The sequence below is a fragment of the Ideonella sp. sgz306126 genome (assembly GCF_056032705.1).
This window is the reverse complement of sequence record NZ_JBVYWP010000004.1, coordinates 127,929-148,311: the sequence shown is the minus strand read 5'-3', so window position 1 is coordinate 148,311 and position 20,383 is coordinate 127,929. Positions and strand designations below refer to the sequence as shown.

Genomic DNA, 20,383 nt, shown 5'->3' with positions numbered 1-20,383 from the left:
ATGTCCGACACCCTGCGCCTGCTGGAGGCCTTGCTCGCCCGCCCGTCCGTCACGCCCGATGACCACGGCTGTCAGGCCCTGATCGCCGCGCGGCTGGCGCCGCTGGACTTCGAGGTCGAGTCGCTGCCCTTCGGGCCCGAGACCTTCCGGGTCAGCAACCTCTGGGCGGTGCACGCCGGTGCCCGTCCCGGCCCGACGGTGGTCTTCGCCGGCCACACCGACGTCGTCCCCACCGGCCCGCTGGCGCAGTGGCACAGCGACCCCTTCGTGCCCAGCTACCGCGACGGCAGGCTGTACGCACGCGGCGCCGCCGACATGAAGACCTCGGTCGCGGCGATGGTGGTGGCGGCCGAGGAATTCGTCCGCGCCCAGCCCGGTCACGCCGGCCGGCTGGCCTTTCTGCTGACCAGCGACGAAGAGGGGCCGTCGATCGACGGCACGGCCAAGGTGGTGCAGGCGCTGCAGGCGCGCGGCGAGCGGCTCGACTGCTGCATCGTCGGCGAGCCGACCTCGGTGCAGACGCTGGGCGACATGCTGAAGAACGGCCGCCGCGGCTCGCTGTCGGGCCGGCTCACCGTCACCGGCGTGCAAGGCCATGTCGCCTACCCGCAGCTGGCGCGCAACCCGGTGCACCTGGCCGCGGCGGCGCTGGCCGAGCTGGCTGCGATGCGCTGGGACGAGGGCAACGCCTACTTCCCACCCACCACCTGGCAGATCTCCAACCTGCACGCCGGCACCGGCGCCACCAACGTGATTCCGGGCGAGCTGGTGGTCGATTTCAACTTCCGCTTCTCCACCGCCTCCACGCCCGAGAGCCTGAAGGCCCGCGTCGCGCAGGTGCTGGACCGCCACCAGTTGCCCTGGCGCATCGACTGGACGCTGGGCGGCGAGCCCTTCCTGACGCCGGTCGGCTCGCTGGTCTCGGCGCTTCAAACGGCGATCGCCGCCGAGACCGGCGTCACCGCCCAGCTCTCGACCACCGGCGGCACCTCGGACGGCCGCTTCATCGCCAAGGTCTGCGAGCAGGTGGTCGAGTTCGGCCCGGTCAACGCCAGCATCCACAAGATCGACGAGCACGTCGCCGTCGATGCGGTGGAGCCGCTGAAGAACATCTACCGGCGCACGCTGGAAACGCTGCTGGCATGACCTCCCGATGACCGTCCTTGAACTCATCGAGCGCAGCAGCGCCCGCCTGACCGAGGCGGGCGTTTCGTTTGGGCACGGCACCACCAACGCCTTCGACGAAGCCGCGTGGCTGGTGCTGTGGGCGCTGGGCCAGCCGCTGGACGCGCTGGACGAGGTGGCCGACCGCGCCGTCGCCGCCGCCGACCAGGCCCGTGCCGACGCGCTGGTCACCGAGCGCATCGCGACCCGGCGGCCGGCCGCCTACCTGACCGGCGAAGCCTGGCTGCAGGGCGTGCCCTTCACGGTGGACGAACGCGTGATCGTGCCGCGCTCGCTGATCGCCGAATGCCTGGCCGACGGCACGATCGACGCCTGGCTCGGCGCGCAGACCCGCGAGGTGCTGGACCTGTGCACCGGCAACGGCAGCCTGGCCGTGCTGGCCGCGATGGCCTGGCCCGAGGTCCGGGTCACCGGCGCCGACCTGTCGGCCGACGCGCTGGCCGTGGCTGCCCTCAACGTGGCGCGCCACGGCCTGGGCGATCGCATCACGCTGTGCCAGGGCGACGGCCTGGCCGCGGTGGCGGGCCGCCGCTTCGACCTGATCCTGTGCAACCCGCCCTACGTCAACGCGCAGGCCATGGCCGCGTTGCCGCCCGAGTTCCGCGCCGAACCCGAGATCGCCTTGTCGGGCAACCTGCAAGGCGGCCGGGACGGCATGGACTTCATCCGTCCGCTGCTCGCCCAGGCCGGCTCCCACCTGAACGAGCACGCCGTGCTGGTGCTGGAAATCGGCCACGAGCGCGACCATTTCGAGGCCGCCTTCCCGACGCTGGACGTGGTGTGGCTGCCGACCAGCGCCGGCGACGACCAGGTGCTGCTGATCACCCGCGAGGCGCTGGCCGCGCTGCCTTCCTGACCCCGCCCCTCGTGGCCTGACACCGACCCCATGATCGTTCTGAAGAATCTCACGCTGCGCCGCGGCGTCAAGGTGGTGCTCGACAACGCCACCGTCACCCTGAACCCGGGCGAGAAGATCGGCCTGGTCGGGCGCAACGGCGCCGGCAAGTCCAGCCTGTTCGCGCTGCTGGCCGGCCGCCTGCACGCCGATGCCGGCGACTTCGAGATCCCGCCGCGCTGGCGCATGGGTGAAGTGGCCCAGCACATGCCCGAGACCGAGGACTCGGCCACCGATTTCGTGCTGCAGGGCGACCTGCCCCTGATGGAGGCCCAGGCCGAGCTGGCCGCCGCCGAGGCCGCCGACGACGGCGAGGCGATGGCCCACGCCTACCTGTCGCTGGAAGAGGCCAACGCCTTCGACGCCAAGGCCCGCGCGCAGACGCTGCTGATGGGCCTGGGCTTTCGCACCGATCAGCTGGACGCGCCGGTCAACAGCTTCTCCGGCGGCTGGCGCATGCGGCTGCAGCTGGCCCGCGCGCTGATGTGCCCGTCGGACCTGATGCTGCTGGACGAGCCCACCAACCACCTGGACCTGGACGCCCTGGTCTGGCTGGAAGGCTGGCTCAAGCGCTACACCGGCACGCTGCTGATGATCAGCCACGACCGCGAGTTCCTGGACGCGATCACCACCGTCACCCTGCACCTGGAAGACGCCAAGCTGACCCGCTACGGCGGCAACTACACCACCTTCGAGGAAATGCGTGCCGAGCGCATGAGCCAGCAGGCCGCCGCCTATTCGAAGCAGCAGGAACGCGTGGCGCATCTGCAGAAGTTCATCGACCGCTTCAAGGCCAAGGCCAGCAAGGCCAAGCAGGCGCAGAGCCGCGTCAAGGCGCTGGAGCGCATGGAAAAGCTCGCGCCGGTGCTGACCTCGGCCGATTTCAGCTTCGAGTTCCGCGAGCCGCTGAGCCTGCCCGACCCGATGCTGGCGATGACCGACGTCGTGTGCGGTTACATGGTGCCCCCTGCCACCGAGTACGGTGGCACGCCCCCGGAACCAGCAGAGTTCCCTGCCGGGAACGGGGCTGGCGGCCTTGGCTTGGGGCGGCCCGGCGCCGCGGCCGCTGGCAAGGTGACGCTCGTACCGAAGGCCATCGTGCGCGGCATCAACCGCACCGTGCTGGCCGGCCAGCGCATCGGCGTGCTGGGGGCCAACGGCCAGGGCAAATCCACCGTGGTCAAGACCATCGCCCACGCCCACCCGGCGCTGGCGGGCACGATGGTCGAGGGCAAGGGCCTGGCGATCGGCTACTTCGCGCAGCAGGAGATGGACGTGCTGCAGGCCGACGACACGCCGCTGCAGCACATGGTGAGGCTGGCCAAGAGCTGCGGCATCGATGGCCGCGAGCAGGAGCTGCGCAACTTCCTGGGCCAGTTCCGCTTTGTCGACGCCATGGTGCACCAGCCCATCGGCACGCTCAGCGGCGGCGAAAAGGCACGCCTGGTGCTGGGCAGCCTGGTCTGGCAGCGCCCCAACCTGCTGCTGCTGGACGAGCCGACCAACCACCTGGACCTGCAGACCCGCGAGGCGCTGTCGATGGCGCTCAACGAGTTCGAAGGCACGGTGATGCTGGTCAGCCACGACCGCGCGCTGCTGCGCGAGGTCTGCGACGAGTTCTGGCTGGTGGCCGACGGCGTGGTCAAGTCCTTCGAAGGCGACCTGGACGACTACCAGAAATGGCTGCTGGAACGCAGCCGCGAGGCGCAGCGTGCGATGACCGGCAAAGGCAAGGACGCGCCGGCGCCGCTTCCCGCGCCGCCAGCCCAGGCCCGGACGCCGGCGCCCGCGCCGTCAGCCCCGCCCGCCCCGCCGACGGCCAAGCCCGCGGACAGCGGCAAGCGCCGCGACGACCGCAAGGCCAGCGGCCAGTCGCGCCAGCAACTGGCCACCCGGACCCGCCCGCTGCGCACCGAGCTGCAGGCCAACGAGCAGCGCACGGCCAGCCTGACGACAGAGCGCGCCGACATCGAGGCCAGCCTCGTCACCGGTGGCCTGAGCGGCCCCGAACTGGCCGACGCCGGCCGCCGCCTGAACCACATCGCCGCCGAGATCGCGATGCTGGAGGAACGCTGGCTGGCGCTGCACGAGCAGATCGAGGCGATGACCGCCGAGGCCGGCTAGCCACCGGTCCGCCGCGGAATGGGCCCGGAGACGCCCCGGGGGGGCCTGGGGGACCTGGGGGACCTGGGATAGGCCCGATTGCGCCCGCGCCGTGCCCGCCCATCATCGCCGGCATGGCCCACGTCGCCTTCACCTCGCAGCTGCAGCGCTTCACCGAGACGCCGGCGTTCGACACCGAGGCCGCCACGCTGCGGCAGGCGTTCGAGGCCGCGTTCGCCCTCAATCCGCGCCTGCGCTCCTACGTGCTCGACGAGCAGGGGCACCTCAGGCCGCACGTGGCGGTGTTCATCGAAGGTCGCCGGGTGGTCGATCGCGTCGCGTTGAACGACGCGCTGGCCCCCGGCGACAAGGTCTACGTCCTGCAGGCGCTGACGGGCGGCTGAGGCGGCGCAGCTTGGAAGGAGAGCGACATGAATGATCGAGCCTGGGTGGCCACCCGCAAGGGGTTGATCGAGCTGCGCCGACGCGCCGGGGCCTGGCAGGTGGAACGGGCGAACTTCGTCGGCGACCCGGTGAGCATGGTGCTGCCGCCCGACGCCCGGGGGCGCATGTTCGCCGCGCTGGACCTGGGCCATTTCGGCGTCAAGCTGCACGCCTCCGACGACGCCGGCGGCCGTTGGCACGAAGTGGCCGCGCCGGCCTTTCCGCCGCAACCCCCGGACGCCCCCGGGCCGGCCTGGAAGGTCTCGCTGGTGTGGGCGCTGGAGCGGGCCGGCGACACGCTGCATGCCGGCACCCTGCCCGGCGGCCTGTTCCGCTCGACCGACGAGGCGCGGAGCTGGCAGCTCGACGAATCGCTCTGGAACCGCCCCGAGCGGCCGGGATGGAACGGCGGCGGCTATGACGTCCCCGGCATCCATTCGATCTGCCCGGCCGCCGGCGGCACCGTGCTGGTGGGCGTGAGCTGCGGCGGCGCCTGGATCACGCGCGATGGCGGCGCCACCTGGTCGCAGACCGCGCACGGCATGCGCGCCGACTACATGCCGCCCGAGCAGGCATTCGATCCCGAGATCCAGGATCCGCACGCCATCGCGCGCTGCGCGGCGCAGCCGGACGTGCTGTGGTGCCAGCATCACAACGGCATCTTCCGCTCCACCAACGGCGGCGCGCACTGGAGCGAGCTCCACGCGCCGCTGTCGTCGTTCGGCTTCGCGGTCGCCGCCCATCCCGCCGATCCGCAGACCGCCTGGTTCGTGCCGGCCGTCAAGGACCAGTGCCGGGTGCCGGTCGACCGCGCGCTGGCGGTCCACCGCACGCGCGACGGCGGCGCGAGCTTCGACACCCTGCGCGCCGGCCTGCCGCAGCACGACTGCTACGACCTCGTCTACCGGCATGGCCTGGCGGTCGCCGGCGACGGCCTCAGCCTGCTGATGGGCAGCACCACCGGCGGCGTCTGGACCAGCGACGACGGCGCAGACCACTGGGCGACGCTGCCCGCGCGGCTGCCGCCGATCTACGCCGTGCGCTTCGGCTGAGCGGCCGGCCGCCGGCTTGCGCGCGCACCGCGCGACGCCATCGCGGGTCGGCGTCGGCGATGGCCCTCGGGCGGGTGGAGCACCGCCGGCACGATGATGTTGGACGCAGCGAAGCGGCTCGCTGCCGGGAAGATCGGTCGCTTGGCGGCTGCGGCCTGTCATTCGCCGGTGTCGGGTTTCAAGGTGTCTACCAAGCCAGCAGCAGCCCTCAAAGCCACATGGTCGGGCTCAGTCGACCACGACGGCGAGGTATTCGGGGTCCTGTCGCTGTCCAACCAGGCGGACGACGAGCACATGATCTGCGCGCTCGAAGTACCAGAACGAGAGCGGGAAGCCATCCAAGCGCCAGACGCGCAACCCGTCGATGTCGAGTTCCTGGCCGATGGCCGGCGAGCCCATCCCAGGCTGCTGCTCGAGCGCCTGCAGCGCCTTCTTCATGGCCTCGACCAGTTTCTTCGCGACCCGCGCCCCGGCTTGGGTGCGGTAGTAGAGAACCTCCTCGCGGCGGTCCTGCTTGGCCGCCGGCGTCAGAAGTGCAGGCTTCACCGGCCTCGGCCGTCGGCAATGGCGTGCAGTTCAGCCCAGTCGTCACGCGTGTCCGCCGTTGCCGGGCCGCTGGCCAGGCCGTGCTCGACCAAGGCGCGCAGCCGCTGGACCCGCTGCTCGCGCTGGTCCTTTCGAATCAGTTCGCGCACGTACTCGCTGGTATTGCCGTATTCCCCGGACTCGACCCGCTCGGTGACGAAGGCGCGCAGAGCGTCAGGCAGGGCAATGTTCATGGTGCTGGTGCTCATGTTGGCATCGTGAGCAAATTGGCAACTGTTGTCAAGACGCCCGAGATTCCTGCGTAAGACCCGCCCGTCCTGCGCATGTTGTCTCACCTTTGCCGAACCATGTTCGCAGCCACCTGATCGCCGGTGGTCGGTCATGGCTGGCGTCCGAGCTTTTCGAGAGTCAGGGTCCGCCACTGAGCCGGGCGGCGACCAGCCAGTCTCGGCCAGTTGCAGACGCTTAGACGAACGCCGCGCCAATCTGGCCCCCACCTAAGCTGCCGTCCAACGCTGACTTGGGGAACAACCTTTCGCTCGCACCAACCTAGCCTCGCCGCAGCCGAAGATGGACCAAGATCTAGGGGGTACCTTTACAAGTGAAGATACCCAGCACATGTATCGTTAAATTACACTAATTATCCGATATAAATCGGATGATACAAACTCAAGGAGAATCAAATGATTTACCGCAAATTGCACAATACTGAGATCAATTCGATATTAAGCTGGTTTTTGAAATTTATGGCCGCCTATTTTATAGCTCTTGCTCTTTCAACGCCAGCAAACGCCGCATATTATACGTTTGAAAATGCCCCAGACAATATTTCAAAACAGGTCTTAGTTGGGCAACTATCAAAAATACAATCGGGAGCGTTGATGGACGGCGACTGGAGCGGCCCGATTCATGCCAATTTTCCTCAAATAATTGAACAGAATTTTGCAAAATTGAATTCAACAGATGCAGATGCATTGCTGTCAAATTTAACCGATAAAGAGCTTCAAGATCTTGCGCAGCTTTACATAAACGCCGTCGCAGACTCTGGCCGAACCCCATTAGTATTAAATTTGTTCGCCACCCGGCTTAGCCCAAAACATCTGGCTCGCGTATCCAAATATTTCGGATACTCGTCCGTATATTCAGCCATAGCATTAGGCGCACCTGAAAAACCGCAACCTTCTTGAAGTACTCATCCCCATCTTATCTAGAGCCGATTCCTGGAAATCCACTGATGGGGGTTGGAAATTCAAAACCAGGAGCAGGCATTGGAGGATTTCTAGGTTACACACCAGAGGAAATTTATTTGGACTTTCGGACCGCACCCGTCGGTGCATTAGGAGTCAGCGGCGCTCTCTACGAAACCGGTGCGCTCATGGTGACTGCAGGAGGGCAGGCGTTCGTGGGAGGATATACAGCCGGCACTGCAATATCCTATGTCATGACGGAATATGCTCCGACTCTTGCTGATGCGATTGGCGGTACGGTTGCGGGTATGGTCGCAGCTTATAACAATGCGGCCAACCTTGCGCAGCAAGGTCAATGGCAGGAAAGTTTCGGTGCCCTTTTTGACATGACGCCGGCCCAAACAAGTAATCAAGAATCCTTTGGCGGCGATTTCGACGTTTCAAATGGATGGCAATACGATTATACTGGTGGAGATAATTGCCGCTCAGGAAATTGCCCTCCCGTATATATGTATTAACGCAACAATATGCGGGCACATTTAATGTGTCCGCATATTCATTTGAAAGAAAAATGATCTACTACCCAACAAAGCGGTCGGCAACTTCTTTGCAATTGGTGATAATATTATTTTCACTAATGCTTCTGCTTGCGCCAAACACAAGAAGTCCAACAACAATAATAATATTTGTATTTTTTCAAACAGTTAACTTCATTCAACAATTGATATTGTGGCGGAAATTAGGTTATCTTTCCATGTCTCCAAAAGTTATTAGCAACAAAATAGAACACGGAAGGAATAACCCCATTTCCCTGCTTGATCTTCTTTCAACAATTATTGGTGGAAGTGTACTAATTTACATTTTGACTCTTGGCTCGTAACAATTTAGAGTTAGTCTCGATCGCTTGAACAGATTCCGAACTAATCAGGAAATGACATGCGGACGAAACGCGAACACGTGCTTAACCTAGTTCGGCTCGTTTTGGCGGCGCTGGCCCTCGTCGCTGGCATCGCCGGTGCGCAGTTGGCGGTTCAGGCCAACGAGTTTCTGGTCGACGCCTTCCGTGCTGTGGCCGGCGTCTCGGTCGGGTTGGTCAGCGTGTCATTGCTCGTCGCAGCGGCACTGTTGGCCCTGGATAGGCGGGCGGGCCTGTTGGTGGCGTTCGCAGCCGGGATCGCGATGCTCTTGCTGGCGGTGCTTGGGCTTCGACACATGGGCGGCCTGTCACTGGCCCAGGCGCTTCGACAGGCCTCGTGCACCCCAGGGTTCGCCGTGTGCTTCAACCAGGCTGCGATCGCGGTCAGGCTGTGCCTGCTGCTGCTGGCGGGGTGCATCGTCTATGCCTGCATCGCCCGCCGGGTACGCCGAAGCGGCCCATGACAGGTCGCGGGCCGCCCTCAACCGCCCGCCTCTTTCTCCTGCAGCAACCGCCACATCACCTTGCCGGAGCCTGATTTGGGCAGCGCGTCGGCGAACTGCACCAGGCGCGGGGCCTTGTAGGCCGCCATGTGGTCGTGGGCCCAGGCGATGATCTCCTGTTCGGTGACCTTGCCCACCGCGTCGGGGCGCAGCACGACCACGGCCTTGACGGTCTCGCCGCGGTAGGCGTCGCGGGTGCCGATCACGCAGGCCTCGGCCACGGCCGGGTGGCGGTACAGCAGCAGCTCCACCTCCGAAGGCCAGACCTTGAAGCCGCTGGCGTTGATCATGCGCTTGAGCCGGTCGGTGATGAAGAAGTAGCCCTCCTCGTCCATGCGGCCCAGGTCGCCGGTGCGGAAGAAGGCGTGGCCGTCGATCTGCACGAAGGCGGCGCGGGTGGCTTCGGGGTGCTTCCAGTAGCCCTGGAACACCATCGGCCCGCGGGTCACGATCTCGCCCACCTCGCCGATCGGCATTTCCTTCAGCGTCTCCGGGTCGACGACCCGGCTGTCGACGCCGAAGATCGGCATGCCCAGGCATTGCAGCTTGGCGCGCTCGGGCGGGTTGCCGTGGCTGGGCGCGGCGGTCTCGGTCAGGCCGTAGCCCTCGCAGAAGGTCAGGCCGAACTCGTCGCGCAGGCGCTCGGCCACGGCCTGCGGCATCGCCGCGCCGCCGCCGTTGAGGTTGCGCAGGCTGGACAGGTCGAAGGACTTGACGTTCGGGCTGGCGAACAGGTCGATGATCATGGTCGGGATGCAGGTCCAGTGCGTGACCTGGTGCTGGCTGATCATCCGGCCCGCCAGTTCGCGATCCCAGCGCGGCATCACCACCACCGTGCTGCCGCCGAAGACCGGGCTGAGCACGCCGTACAGCATGCCGGTGATGTGGAACATCGGCACCACGCCCAGGCTCACCGATTCGGCGCTGGCCTGGCCGAACAGGCCGCCACCCACCGCGTTGTGCATCAGCGTGCGGTGGGTGTGCATGCAGCCCTTGGGCAGGCCGGTGGTGCCCGAGGTGTAGGGCAGCAGGGCCAGGTCGTCGGGCTGGCTGGTGCTGGGGCCGGCGGGGCGCAGGCCGGCGTCCAGCGCCTGCTGCCAGCGGGTGACCGGGGCCGGCCCGTCCGGCAGCGGCGGGTCGGCGCGCAGCCAGGCGTCCATCGCGGGCGACGGCGCCAGCGACGGCGGGACCGTGTCGGGCATCGCGTCGGCGTAGCGGGTCGCCAGGATCGCCTTGAGCTGCTGTTCGGCCGGCAGCGCCGCGTTGGCCTGGGCGACGATGGCCGCGCCGTCGACCCCGCAGATCACGACCCGGGTGTCCGGGTCGGCAATGTAATGGCCGAATTCCTCGACCCGGTTCATCGGGTTGACCGGCACCACCACCGCGTCGCATCGCATCACGGCATAGAACGCGACGATGAACTGCGGGCAGTTCTGCAGGAACAGCGCCACCCGGTCGCCCTTGGCCACGCCCTGCGCCTGCAGCCAGCCGGCCAGCGCCTCGGCCTGGGCGTGGAGTTCGCTGAAACTCAGGCTGCGGCCGAAGAACACGTAGGCCGCCTTGTCCGGATAGCGGGTGGCCGAGACCTCCAGGTTGAACCAGAGCGAGGTGCGGGGCACCTCCAGTTCGAGGGGCAGGCGGCGGGGCCAGTGCTTGAGATGGGGGCGGTCGGCGGGAATCATGGCGCGTCCTCGTTCGGAAAAGATCGCCCACAGGCTAGCCTGCGCCGCGGCCCCGCGCGATCGGTGCCTGCCCGCAGGCCTTGTCTCGCTGGCGACAGGACGCTGCCGGGCCGGCCCTCCGGCCCTCCGGCCCTCCGGCGCGGTGCCCCGCGCCGGAGGGCGGCGCAACCCGCCGACCGCCCTGCGCCCCGCCGCCTAAAATCGGGCCTCCACCCTGCCTGCCCGACGCTGCCATGCCCTTGCCCGGTTCGATCCGCCGCCGTCAGCCGCTCGCCGCCGGGCCGGGGGTCGGCGACCAGGCCTGGCTGCGCCCGGGCCGGCGGCGGCGCCAGATCGGCCTGCGGTGAGCCGGCCGGGCATCGTCGTCGTCGGCTGGCGCGCCCACCCGCGCGGGCGCTGGGTCGTGCTGGTCGGCGGCCTGCTGCTGGCGGCCTTCGCCGCGGTGGCCTGGGTGCAGTGGCGGCAGTACCAGTTGCTGAGCCGCTCGGTGCGCCCGGCGGACGACGGCCTGGCCTGGAGCTTCGTCCAGCTCGAAACCGACTACCTGGCCTTGCGCGACGACCTGGGCCCGGACCGGCCGCTGTCCACGCCGCGCCAGCGCGACGCGCTGCGGGCGCACTTCCAGAGCCTGGCCCGCCGGATCCGGCAGATCGACCCGGCGCGCCTGGGCACGGTCGTCGCGACGCCGGACCCGCAGCGGCGCACCTGGCAGGCGCTCGACGGGTTCGTCCAGCGCGCCGGCCCGCTGATCGACGGCGGCGCAATGAGCCGCGAGCAACAGGCCACGCTCCACGCCGCGCTCGACGGCCTGCACGCCCCGGTGCACGCGCTGTCGGCGATGGCCAGCGCGCTGGCGCTGGAGCAGACGGCGCGGCGCAACGACGCGATCCGCGAGCAGATCCACCGCGGCATCGGGCTGACCGCGTTCATGAGCCTGCTGACGCTGGCCTTCGCGGCGATCGTCGTGCAGCAGTGGCGCGCCAGCCTGCGCCGCGGCAGCGAGCTGGAAGACCTGGCCGACCACCTGCGCCGCGCGCGCGAATCGGCCGACAGCGCCAACCTCGCCAAGACCGCGTTCCTGGCCACGATGAGCCACGAGTTGCGCACGCCGTTCAACGGCCTGCTGGGCATGCTGGCGCTGCTCGACGACGACCGGCTCGACCAGGAGCAGGTCCGCAGCCTGCGGGCCGCGCGCGAATCGGCCGAGCACCTGCTGGCCATCCTCGACGACATCCTCGACGTCTCGCGGCTGGAATCCGGCACCGTCGAGCTGCAGCCGGCGGCGGTGGACCTGAGGCGCCTGATCGCCGAGGTCCAGGCCGTCATGGCGCCGCCGGCCGCTGCCAAGGGACTGGCGCTGTCGGTCTCGGTCGGCGACGACCTGCCGACCTGGGTGCTGGCCGACGGCCGGCGCGTCAAGCAGCTGCTGTTCAACCTGCTGTCCAACGCCGTCAAGTTCACCGAGCAAGGCCGCATCGGCCTGGCGGTCTCGCGCGGCGACGGGCCGTCCCAGGACCTGAGCTTCACGGTGACCGACACCGGCATCGGCATCGACGCCGCCACCCTCGGCCGGCTGTTCCAGCGCTTCAGCCAGGGCGATGCCGGCCTCTCGCGCCGCTATGGCGGCACCGGGCTGGGGCTGGAGATCTCGCGCAACCTGGCCCGCCTGATGGGCGGCGACATCACGGTCACCAGCCAGCCCGGCGCCGGCAGCCGCTTCTTCGCGTTGCTGCCCCTGCCGGCCACCGCCGCGCCGCCGGCGCCCCCCGCCGCGCCGGCCCGCGAGGCGGCGCTGGCGCCGCTGGACATCCTGGTGGCCGAGGACCACCCGGTCAACCGCATGTACGTGGGCACGCTGCTGCACCGCATGGGCCATCGCGTGCGCTTCGCCGAGAACGGCGCCGAGGTGCTCGCCGCGTCGGCGCAGCAGCTGCCGGACCTGATCCTGATGGACGTGCACATGCCCGGCGTCGACGGCCTGCAGGCGGCCCGTGCGCTGCGGGCGCGTCCCGGCGCGCCGGGACGGGTGAAGATCGTCGCGCTGACCGCCGACGCCATGCAGCAGACCCGCAAGGCGGCGCTGGCGGCCGGCATGGACGACTTCCTGGCCAAGCCGTTCCGCTGGGACGACATGGCGCAGCTGCTGCGTCGCCTCCATCCGGACGACCGGCCGGACAGCGCGGCGCCGCTGCTGGATCTGGCCTCGATCGCCGATCTGCAGGCGATGCTGTCGCCCGAGGGCTATCGCTCGATGCTGGAGGCGTTCCTGGACGACCTCGACGGCAGCTTCGCGGCCCTCTGCGACGCGCTCGCCGACGGCGACGCCCGACCGCTGGCGCAGCGGGCCCATCACGTCGGCGGAGCGGCCCGCGTGCTGGGCCTGAAGGGCCTGGCCGAGCTCGGCGCGGCGCTGGAGCGCCAGGCCGCCGCGCTGACCCCGGCGCAGCGCAGCGATGCGGCCGCCCGCCTGCAGGCCGCCTGGCGCGACACGCAGGCGCTGTGCCGCGACCGCGGGCTCATCGGCACGCCTTCGGACCCGCAGCCCGCGTCCGCCGGGGAGGAAGCCGCGCCCCGGCTCAGACCATGACCGGCTCGGGCTCCAGGCGGATGCCGAAGCGGCCGTAGACGCTTTCCTGAATCGCCCGCGACAGGGTCTGCACCTCGGAGCCGATCGCGCCGCCACGATTGATCAGCACCAGCGCCTGGCGCTCGTAGACCCCGGCCTGACCGATCGCCTTGCCCTTCCAGCCGCAGGCGTCGATCAGCCAGCCGGCCGCCAGCTTGAAGCTTCCGTCGGCCATCGGGTAGTGCACCACGTGCGGATCGCGGCCGATGATGTCGCGGCACTGCTCGGGCGACACCACCGGGTTCTTGAAGAAACTGCCGACGTTGCCGATCAGCGCCGGATCGGGCAGCTTGGCGCGCCGGATCTGGCAGACCCAGTCGAAGATCGTCGCCGCGTCGGGCGCCGCGATGCCGGTCTCGGCCCGCTTGCGCTCCAGGTCCAGGTAGCCCAGCACCGGCTGCCACGGCCTGGGCAGGCGCAGCCGCACCCGGGTGATCACGCTCTTGCCCGCCAGCCCCTGCTTGAAGACGCTGTCGCGGTAGCCGAAGTGGCAGGCATCGGCCTGCAGCGTCACGGTGCGGCCGGTCACCAGATCGACCGTGTCCAGCGAGTCGAAGCGGTCCTTCAGCTCCAGCCCGTAGGCGCCGATGTTCTGCACCGGCGCCGCGCCCACCGTGCCCGGGATCAGCGCCAGGTTCTCCAGCCCGCCCAGGCCTTGCGCCAGCGTCCAGGCCACCAGGTCGTGCCAGCGCTCGCCGGCCCCGGCCTCGACGATCACCGCGTCGGCCGTCTCGCGCAGCACGCGCAGGCCCGGCACCTCGACCTTCAGCACCAGCTCGGGCATGTCGCGGGTCAGGATCACGTTGCTGCCGCCACCCAGCACGAAGATGGGCAGGCGGCCCAGCTCGGGGTGGTCCAGCACCCGGCGCACGTCGGCGTCCGAGGCGATCCGCACCAGGTGCCTGGCGGTGGCCGGCAGGCCGAAGGTGTTGAAAGGCTTGAGGCTGACGCCGGTCTCGATCTGCATGGCAGAATTTTCGCCGATTCCACCCGATTTCCCGGGTTCATGAAACGGCCTCACACTCGCCGTTTCGCGGCCCGCGCCCCACAGAGAGATTTCCATGCCCAGTTTCGACGCCGTTCTCGACCCCGACATGGTCGCCATCAAGAACTCGGTGGCCAACGCCGAGAAGGAGATCGCCACCCGCTTCGACTTCAAGGGCACCGCCGCCAGCGTCGAGCTGAAGGAGAAGGACAAGCAGATCGTGCTGATCGGCGACAGCGACTTCCAGATCGAGCAGGTCAGCACCGTGCTGATCGGCAAGCTGACCAAGCAGAACGTTACGGTGAACTACCTCGACATGAGCGCCAAGATCGAGAAGATCGGCGGCGACAAGGTCAAGCAGGTCTACACGATCAAGGCCGGCATCGAGGCCGAGCTGGCCAAGAAGATCACCGGCGCCGTCAAGAACAGCAAGCTCAAGGTCCAGGCCAGCATCCAGGGCGACGAGGTGCGCATCACCGGCAAGAGCCGCGACGACCTGCAGCAGGCCATCGCGCTGCTGAAGAAGGACTTCGCCGACCAGCCGCTGAAGTACCAGAACTTCCGCGACTGAGGCGGGCCCCCCAGATGACCGCGCCGCCCGACCCGACCGTGCCCGACGGTCTGACCCGCTGCGCCTGGTGCGAGGGCTCGGCGCTGTACCGCGACTACCACGACCGCGAGTGGGGCCTGCCGATCGCGGACGAGCGCGCGCTGTTCGAGCTGCTGAGCCTGGAGCTGTTCCAGTCCGGCCTGTCCTGGCTGACCATCCTGAAGCGCCGCGAAGGCTTCCGCCGCGCCTTCGCCGGTTTCGACGTCGCCGCGCTGAGCCGCTTCGGCGACGAGGACGTGCAGCGCCTGCTGCAGGACGAAGGCATCATCCGCCACCGCGGCAAGAGCGAGGCGGTGATCACCAACGCCCGCGCTGCGCTGCGGTGGCGCGAGGCGGGCGGCTCGCTGAGCGCGCTGCTGTGGCGACACGCCCCGCCGCCCGCCGGGGCGGCCCGCGCGGCAGCGGCGAGCCAGACGCCGGCATCGCTGGCCTTGTCCAAGGCCTTGAAGCAGCACGGCTGGGTCTGGCTGGGCCCGACCACCGTCCACGCCTTCATGCAGGCCAGCGGCATGGTCAACGACCACGCGCCCGACTGCCATGCCTGGGCGACGGCGCAGGCCGCCCGCCTGCGGTTCGTGCCGCCGGCCCCCTGATCTCAGCGGCTGCGGGTTAGCCCCGCGCCGTTTTGTCGCGGTGGCGACAGGCAAAAATCGAACGATCGTGCTAAAAACAGCCTCTTGCCGACGAGAGCCTGCCGCCATGGACCTGCATTTCACCGCCGACGAAGAGGCGTTCCGCCACCAGATCCGCAGCTGGGTCGCCGCCCATCTGCCGCCGGACATCAGCCACAAGGTGCACCACGCGCTGCGCCTGAGCCGCGATGACATGCAGCGCTGGGCCCGCATCCTGGGCGCCCAGGGCTGGCTGGGCTACGGCTGGCCCAAGGCCTTCGGCGGGCCGGGCTGGAACGCGATCCAGAAGCACTTGTTCGAGGAAGAATGCGCGCTGGCCGGCGCGCCGCGCATCGTGCCGTTCGGGCCGGTGATGGTGGCGCCGGTGATCATGGCCTTCGGCTCGCCCGAGCAGCAGCAGCGCTTCCTGCCCGGCATCGCCAGCGGCGACGTCTGGTGGAGCCAGGGCTACTCGGAACCGGGCTCGGGCTCGGATCTGGCGTCGGTCAAGACCCGGGCGGTGCGCCAGGGTGACCACTACCTCGTCAACGGCCAGAAGACCTGGACCACGCTGGCCCAGTACGGCGACTGGATCTTCTGCCTGGTGCGCACCAGCACCGAGGGCAAGCCGCAGACCGGCATCTCCTTCCTGCTGATCGACATGAAGTCGCCCGGCGTCTCGGTGCGGCCGATCATCATGCTCGACGGCGAGCACGAGGTGAACGAGGTGTTCTTCGACAACGTCGAGGTGCCGGCCGAGAACCTGATCGGCGAGGAGAACAAGGGCTGGACCTACGCCAAGCACCTGCTGGCCCACGAGCGCACCAACATCGCCGACGTGAACCGGGCCAAGCGCGAGCTGGAACGGCTCAAGCGCATCGCCAAGGCCGAGGGGGTCTTCGACGACCCCCGTTTCCGCGACCAGATCGCGCTGCTGGAAGTCGACATCGTCGCGCTGGAGATGATGGTGCTGCGCGTGCTCAGCGCCGAAAAGAGCGGCAAGCAAAGCCTGGACGTGGCGGGCCTGCTCAAGATCCGCGGCAGCGAGATCCAGCAACGCTATGCCGAACTGATGATGCAGGCCGCCGGGCCGTTCGCGACGCCCTTCATCCAGGAGGCCATGGACGCGGGCTGGCAGGGCGAGCACGTCGGTGCGGCGCACTGCGCACCGCTGGCCAGCACCTTCTTCAACCTGCGCAAGACGACCATCTACGGCGGCAGCAACGAGGTGCAGCGCAACATCGTCGCGCAAACCGTGCTGGGCGCCTGAGGAGACACGAGCATGGATTTCGACTTCACCGACGATCAGGTCTCGCTGCGCGACGCGGTCGCGCGCTGGGTGGACAAGGGCTTCTCCTTCGAGCGCCGCCATGCGCTGGCCAAGGCCGGCGGCGCCACGCGCGCCGTCTACGCCGAACTGGCCGAACTGGGCCTGACCGCGCTGGCCGTGCCCGAGGCCCAGGGCGGCCTGGGTTTCGGCGCGGTCGAGGCGATGGTGGTGATGGAGGAGCTGGGGCGCGGCCTGGTCAACGCACCGCTGGCCCATGCCGCACTGGTCGCCCCCGCGGCGCTGGCGGCCGCGCCGCAGGCGCTGCAGGCCGCGTGGCTGCCGAAGATCGCCAGCGCCGAGGCGATGGTGGTGCTCGCCCACCAGGAACGCGCCGCGCGTTATCACCTGAACCGCGTGACCACCCGCGCCGTCGACGGCGATGCCGGCTGGCGGCTGACCGGCGCCAAGAGCGTGGTGCCGGCCGGCGACGAGGCCGATGCCTTCATCGTGCCAGCGCGGATCGGCGGCGCCGATGGCGATGAAGCCGGCATCGCGCTGTTCCTGGTCGAGCGCCACGCCGCCGGGGTCAGCGTGCGCGGCTACCCGACCCACGACGGCGCCCGTGCCGCCGAGCTGGGCCTGGCCGGCACGCCGGCGAGCCTGATCACGCTCGACGGCTTCGCGGCGCTGGCACGGGCCGTCGACGTGGGCCTGGCGGCGATCTGCGCCGAAGCGGTCGGCCTGATGGACCGGCTGGTGGCGATCACCGTCGAGTACCTCAACACACGCAAGCAGTTCGGCGTCACGCTGGCCAGCTTCCAGGCGCTGCGCCACCGCGTGGCCGACCTGAAGATGCAGCTGGAACTGGCCCGTTCGATGAGCTACTTCGCGACGCTGAAGCTCGGCGAGCCGGCGCCGCAGCGGCGCCGGGCCCTGAGCCAGGCCAAGGTGCAGATCGGCCAGGCGGCGCGCTTCGTGGGCCAGCAGTGCATCCAGCTGCACGGCGGCATCGGCGTGACCGACGAATACCTGGCCAGCCACTACTTCAAGCGACTGACCCTGCTGGAGATGCAGTTCGGCGACACCGCCCACCACCTCGGCGAAGTGGCCCGCGAGATGCAGGACACGGCCGGCGTGTTCGCCTGACGCCGGCGGCCGGATCCACCCGGACCGACAATCCGGCCGATGAAACTGAGTCAGATCCTGTTTTCCCAAGGCTTCGGCACCCGCCGCCTGTGCGCCGGGCTGGTCGACGCCGGCCTGGTGCAATGCGAGGGCCGCGTGCTCGACGACCCGGACGAGGACCTCGCCACCGAGGGCCTGGTGCTGAGCGTCGAAGGCAAGCCCTGGCCGTACCACGAGAAGGCGCTGGTACTGCTGAACAAGCCCGCCGGCTACGAGTGCTCGCAAAAGCCCAAGCACCATCCCAGCGTGCTGAGCCTGCTGCCGCCGCCGCTGCGCCAGCGGGGCGTGCAGCCGATCGGCCGGCTCGACGAGGACACCACCGGCCTGCTGCTGCTGACCGAAGACGGCAGCCTGATCCACAAGCTCACCTCGCCCAAGCACCATGTGCCCAAGGTCTACGAGGTGGGCTGCAAGCATCCGCTCGACGACGCCCAGGTGGCGCGGCTGCTGGCCGGCGTGGTGCTGGAGGACGACCCGGTGCCGGTGCGCGCCGCCGCCTGCGAGCGGGTGGACGAGCACCATCTGCGCCTGACGCTGACCGAGGGCAAGTACCACCAGGTCAAGCGCATGCTGGCCGCAGTGGGCAATCGGGTCGAGACGCTGCACCGCAGCCGCTTCGGCCCGCTGACGATCCCGGACGGTCTGGCCGCCGGCCAGTGGTGCTGGCTTGACGGCTGGCCCGCAAGCCCCGCCTGACGCCGGACAGGGCCGACAGCGCGTATGCTTGACCCGTTGCGACCGCCGCTGCCCTGAAGCCTTCGTCGATGCGCCCGCCTTCTCCGGCACCGTCCCCGCCGCCCGCCGCCCCCGACCCGGTCGACATCGACGCGCTGATCGACGCCGAGCGGCTGCTGACGCTGTACCAGCGAACGCCGCAGGCCCTGGTGGCCGGCATCCTGTTCAGTGCCTTGATCGCCTGGGTGTTCTCGGGCACCGCGGGCACGGCGACGGCGGCGGCCTGGTTCGGCGTCAAGCTGGCGACGCTGGCGTACCGCACCTGGGACTGGCGATCCCATGTGCGGGCCCGCGACCCGCGCGACCGGGTGCAGGCCCAGCATCGGCGGCACGCGATCGGCACGCTGGTCGACGGCCTGGGCTGGGGTGCGGCCGGGGTGATCTTCCTGCCCTCGGGCGACCCGGTGCTGAACGGCGCGTTGATCGCCGGGCTGGTGGGCGTGGCCTCGGTGGGGGTGTTCACGCTGTCCAGCCACCTCGGCGATGCCCTGCGCTTCATGGCCGCCGTGCTGCTGCCGATGATGGCCCACGAACTGCTGCTGCCCTACCAGCGCTCGTCGCCGGTGATCGTCGGCGGCTGCAGCCTGTACCTGGTCACCTTGTGGATCGAGAGCCGGCGTGCCCACGGCCACACCCGTGAATTGCTGCGGCTGCGCTTCGAGAATGCCGCGATCGCCCGCGAACGCGAGCGCGCACAGGCCGCGGCCGAGGACTCCAATCGTACTAAAAGCCGCTTCCTCGCCACGGTCAGCCACGAGCTGCGCACGCCGCTCAACGGCATCCTGGGCATGACGCAGCTGCTCGCCACCGACGCCCCACGGCCTGCGCAGCGCGAGCGCCTGGAAATGGTGAGGCAATCGGCTGATCATCTGCTGACGCTGATCGACGACCTGCTCGACATCTCGCGCATCGAGTTCGGCCGCCTGGCGCTCCAGCGCCAGCCGACCGCCGTCGCGCCGCTGGTCGACCACGTGATCGGCATCCTGGCGCCCGTGGCCGCCGAGCGCGGCCTGCTGCTGCACTGCGAGCGGCCACCGGACCTGCCCGCCGCGGCGCTGCTGGACGGCACACGGGTGCGCCAGGTCCTGCACAAGCTGCTGGGCAACGCGCTCACGTTCACCGACCACGGGCAGGTCCGGCTGCGCGTGGATGGGCGGGACGCTCAGTTGCAGTTCACCGTCACCGACAGCGGCGCCGGCATCCCGCCGGAGCGGGTCGGCACGCTGTTCGAGGCCTTCGGGCAGGACCCCGAGGCGCGCCGGCGCTCGGGCGCCGGCCTGGGCCTGAGCATCGCGCGCCAACTGGCCCGTGCGATGGGCGGCGACGTCGTCGCGCACAGCGTGCCGGGCGAAGGCGCCTGCTTCGTCTTCACCGTCGAGGCGCCGCCGTGCGCCCTGCCCGGCTCGCCGGGCGAGGCGGACGCCGCTGCGTCGTCGCTGCGCTTTCAAGGCGACGTGCTGGTGGTGGAAGACAACCCGGTCAACGCGTTGGTGACCACCAGCATGCTGAACCACCTGGGCCTGCGCTGCACCGTGGCCGAGGATGGCCTGCAGGCGCTGAACGCCCTCGGCCAGGCCCGGGCCGACCTGGTGCTGCTCGACTGCCACATGCCGGTGCTCGACGGCTGGGCCACGGCCCGACGCTGGCGCCAGCGCGAGGCCGACGGCCTGGCCCCGCCGGGGCGCCTGCCCATCATCGCGCTGACGGCGAACGCGGTCGCCGGCGACCGCGAGCGCTGCCTGATCGCCGGCATGGACGATTACCTCGCCAAGCCGTTCACGATGGACAGCCTGGCCGCGACGGTGGCACGGCACCTGCCGGCGCAAGCCGCACCGCCGCGATAATCGC

Annotated in this window: 19 protein-coding genes; 15 read left to right on the top strand and 4 right to left on the bottom strand. The window is 69.1% G+C overall.

What is annotated here, in order from left to right:
- The 5 genes from dapE (at position 1) to AC0N04_RS13115 (ending at position 5,679) form a co-directional block, all read left to right on the top strand.
- Positions 1-1,146 carry a succinyl-diaminopimelate desuccinylase gene (dapE, locus tag AC0N04_RS13135; RefSeq protein WP_474282335.1) on the top strand — a complete coding sequence of 382 codons (1,146 nt, stop codon included), beginning with the start codon at positions 1-3 and terminating at the stop codon, positions 1,144-1,146.
- A gap of 7 nt (positions 1,147-1,153) precedes the next feature.
- Positions 1,154-2,041, top strand: a complete 888-nt coding sequence (gene prmB / locus AC0N04_RS13130; RefSeq protein WP_474282333.1) for a 50S ribosomal protein L3 N(5)-glutamine methyltransferase — start codon at positions 1,154-1,156, stop codon at positions 2,039-2,041.
- 30 nt (positions 2,042-2,071) lie between these two features.
- Positions 2,072-4,204 (top strand): ABC-F family ATP-binding cassette domain-containing protein, encoded by a 2,133-nt coding sequence (locus AC0N04_RS13125; protein ID WP_474282331.1) that lies wholly within the window; start codon positions 2,072-2,074, stop codon positions 4,202-4,204.
- A gap of 113 nt (positions 4,205-4,317) precedes the next feature.
- Positions 4,318-4,587, top strand: a complete 270-nt coding sequence (locus AC0N04_RS13120) for a MoaD/ThiS family protein (protein WP_474282329.1) — start codon at positions 4,318-4,320, stop codon at positions 4,585-4,587.
- Between the two features lie 27 nt (positions 4,588-4,614).
- Positions 4,615-5,679, top strand: coding sequence for a WD40/YVTN/BNR-like repeat-containing protein (locus AC0N04_RS13115; protein WP_474282327.1), 1,065 nt, complete (start codon positions 4,615-4,617; stop codon positions 5,677-5,679).
- A gap of 228 nt (positions 5,680-5,907) precedes the next feature.
- Here the strand turns inward: AC0N04_RS13115 and AC0N04_RS13110 are convergent, their stop codons facing one another.
- Positions 5,908-6,225, bottom strand: a complete 318-nt coding sequence (locus AC0N04_RS13110) for a type II toxin-antitoxin system RelE/ParE family toxin (protein ID WP_474282325.1) — start codon at positions 6,223-6,225, stop codon at positions 5,908-5,910.
- Positions 6,222-6,473 (bottom strand): type II toxin-antitoxin system ParD family antitoxin, encoded by a 252-nt coding sequence (locus AC0N04_RS13105; RefSeq protein WP_474282323.1) that lies wholly within the window; start codon positions 6,471-6,473, stop codon positions 6,222-6,224. Before AC0N04_RS13105 ends, AC0N04_RS13110 begins: the two co-directional genes overlap by 4 nt.
- Before the next feature lie 435 nt (positions 6,474-6,908).
- Here AC0N04_RS13105 and AC0N04_RS13100 point away from each other — a divergent pair, with 435 nt between their 5' ends.
- The 3 genes from AC0N04_RS13100 (at position 6,909) to AC0N04_RS13090 (ending at position 8,792) form a co-directional block, all read left to right on the top strand.
- The gene (locus AC0N04_RS13100; RefSeq protein WP_474282321.1) at positions 6,909-7,412 is read left to right on the top strand and encodes a hypothetical protein; all 504 of its coding nucleotides are present in this window, start codon (positions 6,909-6,911) and stop codon (positions 7,410-7,412) included.
- Positions 7,409-7,930, top strand: coding sequence for a hypothetical protein (locus AC0N04_RS13095; protein WP_474282319.1), 522 nt, complete (start codon positions 7,409-7,411; stop codon positions 7,928-7,930). The genes AC0N04_RS13100 and AC0N04_RS13095 overlap by 4 nt, the downstream gene beginning before the upstream one ends.
- 418 nt (positions 7,931-8,348) lie before the next feature.
- The gene (locus AC0N04_RS13090; protein WP_474282317.1) at positions 8,349-8,792 is read left to right on the top strand and encodes a hypothetical protein; all 444 of its coding nucleotides are present in this window, start codon (positions 8,349-8,351) and stop codon (positions 8,790-8,792) included.
- Positions 8,793-8,809: 17 nt separating this feature from the next.
- Here AC0N04_RS13090 and AC0N04_RS13085 read toward each other — a convergent pair whose 3' ends face one another.
- Positions 8,810-10,513 carry a long-chain fatty acid--CoA ligase gene (locus AC0N04_RS13085; protein WP_474282315.1) on the bottom strand — a complete coding sequence of 568 codons (1,704 nt, stop codon included), beginning with the start codon at positions 10,511-10,513 and terminating at the stop codon, positions 8,810-8,812.
- Positions 10,514-10,856: 343 nt separating this feature from the next.
- Between AC0N04_RS13085 and AC0N04_RS13080 the strand changes: the two genes are divergently transcribed.
- Positions 10,857-13,100, top strand: a complete 2,244-nt coding sequence (locus tag AC0N04_RS13080; RefSeq protein ID WP_474282313.1) for an ATP-binding protein — start codon at positions 10,857-10,859, stop codon at positions 13,098-13,100.
- Here AC0N04_RS13080 and murB read toward each other — a convergent pair.
- Positions 13,090-14,106, bottom strand: a complete 1,017-nt coding sequence (murB, locus tag AC0N04_RS13075) for a UDP-N-acetylmuramate dehydrogenase (RefSeq protein WP_474282311.1) — start codon at positions 14,104-14,106, stop codon at positions 13,090-13,092. The two genes, AC0N04_RS13080 and murB, sit on opposite strands and share 11 nt — an antisense overlap.
- A 94-nt stretch (positions 14,107-14,200) precedes the next feature.
- Here murB and AC0N04_RS13070 point away from each other — a divergent pair, with 94 nt between their 5' ends.
- The 6 genes from AC0N04_RS13070 to AC0N04_RS13045 all read left to right on the top strand — a co-directional run bounded on the left by AC0N04_RS13070 (position 14,201) and on the right by AC0N04_RS13045 (position 20,379).
- Positions 14,201-14,695: a YajQ family cyclic di-GMP-binding protein gene (locus AC0N04_RS13070; protein WP_474282309.1), complete on the top strand. Its 495-nt coding sequence runs from the start codon at positions 14,201-14,203 to the stop codon at positions 14,693-14,695.
- 14 nt (positions 14,696-14,709) lie between these two features.
- The gene (locus tag AC0N04_RS13065) at positions 14,710-15,327 is read left to right on the top strand and encodes a DNA-3-methyladenine glycosylase I (RefSeq protein WP_474282307.1); all 618 of its coding nucleotides are present in this window, start codon (positions 14,710-14,712) and stop codon (positions 15,325-15,327) included.
- Positions 15,328-15,433: 106 nt separating this feature from the next.
- Positions 15,434-16,615, top strand: coding sequence for an acyl-CoA dehydrogenase family protein (locus AC0N04_RS13060; RefSeq protein ID WP_474282305.1), 1,182 nt, complete (start codon positions 15,434-15,436; stop codon positions 16,613-16,615).
- Between the two features lie 12 nt (positions 16,616-16,627).
- Positions 16,628-17,761, top strand: a complete 1,134-nt coding sequence (locus tag AC0N04_RS13055; RefSeq protein WP_474282303.1) for an acyl-CoA dehydrogenase family protein — start codon at positions 16,628-16,630, stop codon at positions 17,759-17,761.
- Positions 17,762-17,800: 39 nt separating this feature from the next.
- Positions 17,801-18,496: a pseudouridine synthase gene (locus AC0N04_RS13050; protein WP_474282301.1), complete on the top strand. Its 696-nt coding sequence runs from the start codon at positions 17,801-17,803 to the stop codon at positions 18,494-18,496.
- A 68-nt stretch (positions 18,497-18,564) separates the two neighbouring features.
- Positions 18,565-20,379 (top strand): ATP-binding protein, encoded by a 1,815-nt coding sequence (locus AC0N04_RS13045; protein ID WP_474282299.1) that lies wholly within the window; start codon positions 18,565-18,567, stop codon positions 20,377-20,379.
- The last annotated feature ends 4 nt before the right edge of the window (positions 20,380-20,383 follow it).

What these genes read in the sequence shown, in the direction of transcription:
- dapE (WP_474282335.1), top strand. Translation starts at nt 1, where the DNA reads ATGTCCGACACCCTGCGCCTGCTGGAGGCCTTGCTCGCCCGCCCGTCC.
- prmB (WP_474282333.1), top strand. Translation starts at nt 1,154, where the DNA reads ATGACCGTCCTTGAACTCATCGAGCGCAGCAGCGCCCGCCTGACCGAG.
- AC0N04_RS13125 (WP_474282331.1), top strand. Translation starts at nt 2,072, where the DNA reads ATGATCGTTCTGAAGAATCTCACGCTGCGCCGCGGCGTCAAGGTGGTG.
- AC0N04_RS13120 (WP_474282329.1), top strand. Translation starts at nt 4,318, where the DNA reads ATGGCCCACGTCGCCTTCACCTCGCAGCTGCAGCGCTTCACCGAGACG.
- AC0N04_RS13115 (WP_474282327.1), top strand. Translation starts at nt 4,615, where the DNA reads ATGAATGATCGAGCCTGGGTGGCCACCCGCAAGGGGTTGATCGAGCTG.
- AC0N04_RS13105 (WP_474282323.1), bottom strand. Translation starts at nt 6,473, where the DNA reads ATGAGCACCAGCACCATGAACATTGCCCTGCCTGACGCTCTGCGCGCC.
- AC0N04_RS13100 (WP_474282321.1), top strand. Translation starts at nt 6,909, where the DNA reads ATGATTTACCGCAAATTGCACAATACTGAGATCAATTCGATATTAAGC.
- AC0N04_RS13090 (WP_474282317.1), top strand. Translation starts at nt 8,349, where the DNA reads ATGCGGACGAAACGCGAACACGTGCTTAACCTAGTTCGGCTCGTTTTG.
- AC0N04_RS13085 (WP_474282315.1), bottom strand. Translation starts at nt 10,513, where the DNA reads ATGATTCCCGCCGACCGCCCCCATCTCAAGCACTGGCCCCGCCGCCTG.
- murB (WP_474282311.1), bottom strand. Translation starts at nt 14,106, where the DNA reads ATGCAGATCGAGACCGGCGTCAGCCTCAAGCCTTTCAACACCTTCGGC.
- AC0N04_RS13070 (WP_474282309.1), top strand. Translation starts at nt 14,201, where the DNA reads ATGCCCAGTTTCGACGCCGTTCTCGACCCCGACATGGTCGCCATCAAG.
- AC0N04_RS13065 (WP_474282307.1), top strand. Translation starts at nt 14,710, where the DNA reads ATGACCGCGCCGCCCGACCCGACCGTGCCCGACGGTCTGACCCGCTGC.
- AC0N04_RS13060 (WP_474282305.1), top strand. Translation starts at nt 15,434, where the DNA reads ATGGACCTGCATTTCACCGCCGACGAAGAGGCGTTCCGCCACCAGATC.
- AC0N04_RS13055 (WP_474282303.1), top strand. Translation starts at nt 16,628, where the DNA reads ATGGATTTCGACTTCACCGACGATCAGGTCTCGCTGCGCGACGCGGTC.
- AC0N04_RS13050 (WP_474282301.1), top strand. Translation starts at nt 17,801, where the DNA reads ATGAAACTGAGTCAGATCCTGTTTTCCCAAGGCTTCGGCACCCGCCGC.
- AC0N04_RS13045 (WP_474282299.1), top strand. Translation starts at nt 18,565, where the DNA reads ATGCGCCCGCCTTCTCCGGCACCGTCCCCGCCGCCCGCCGCCCCCGAC.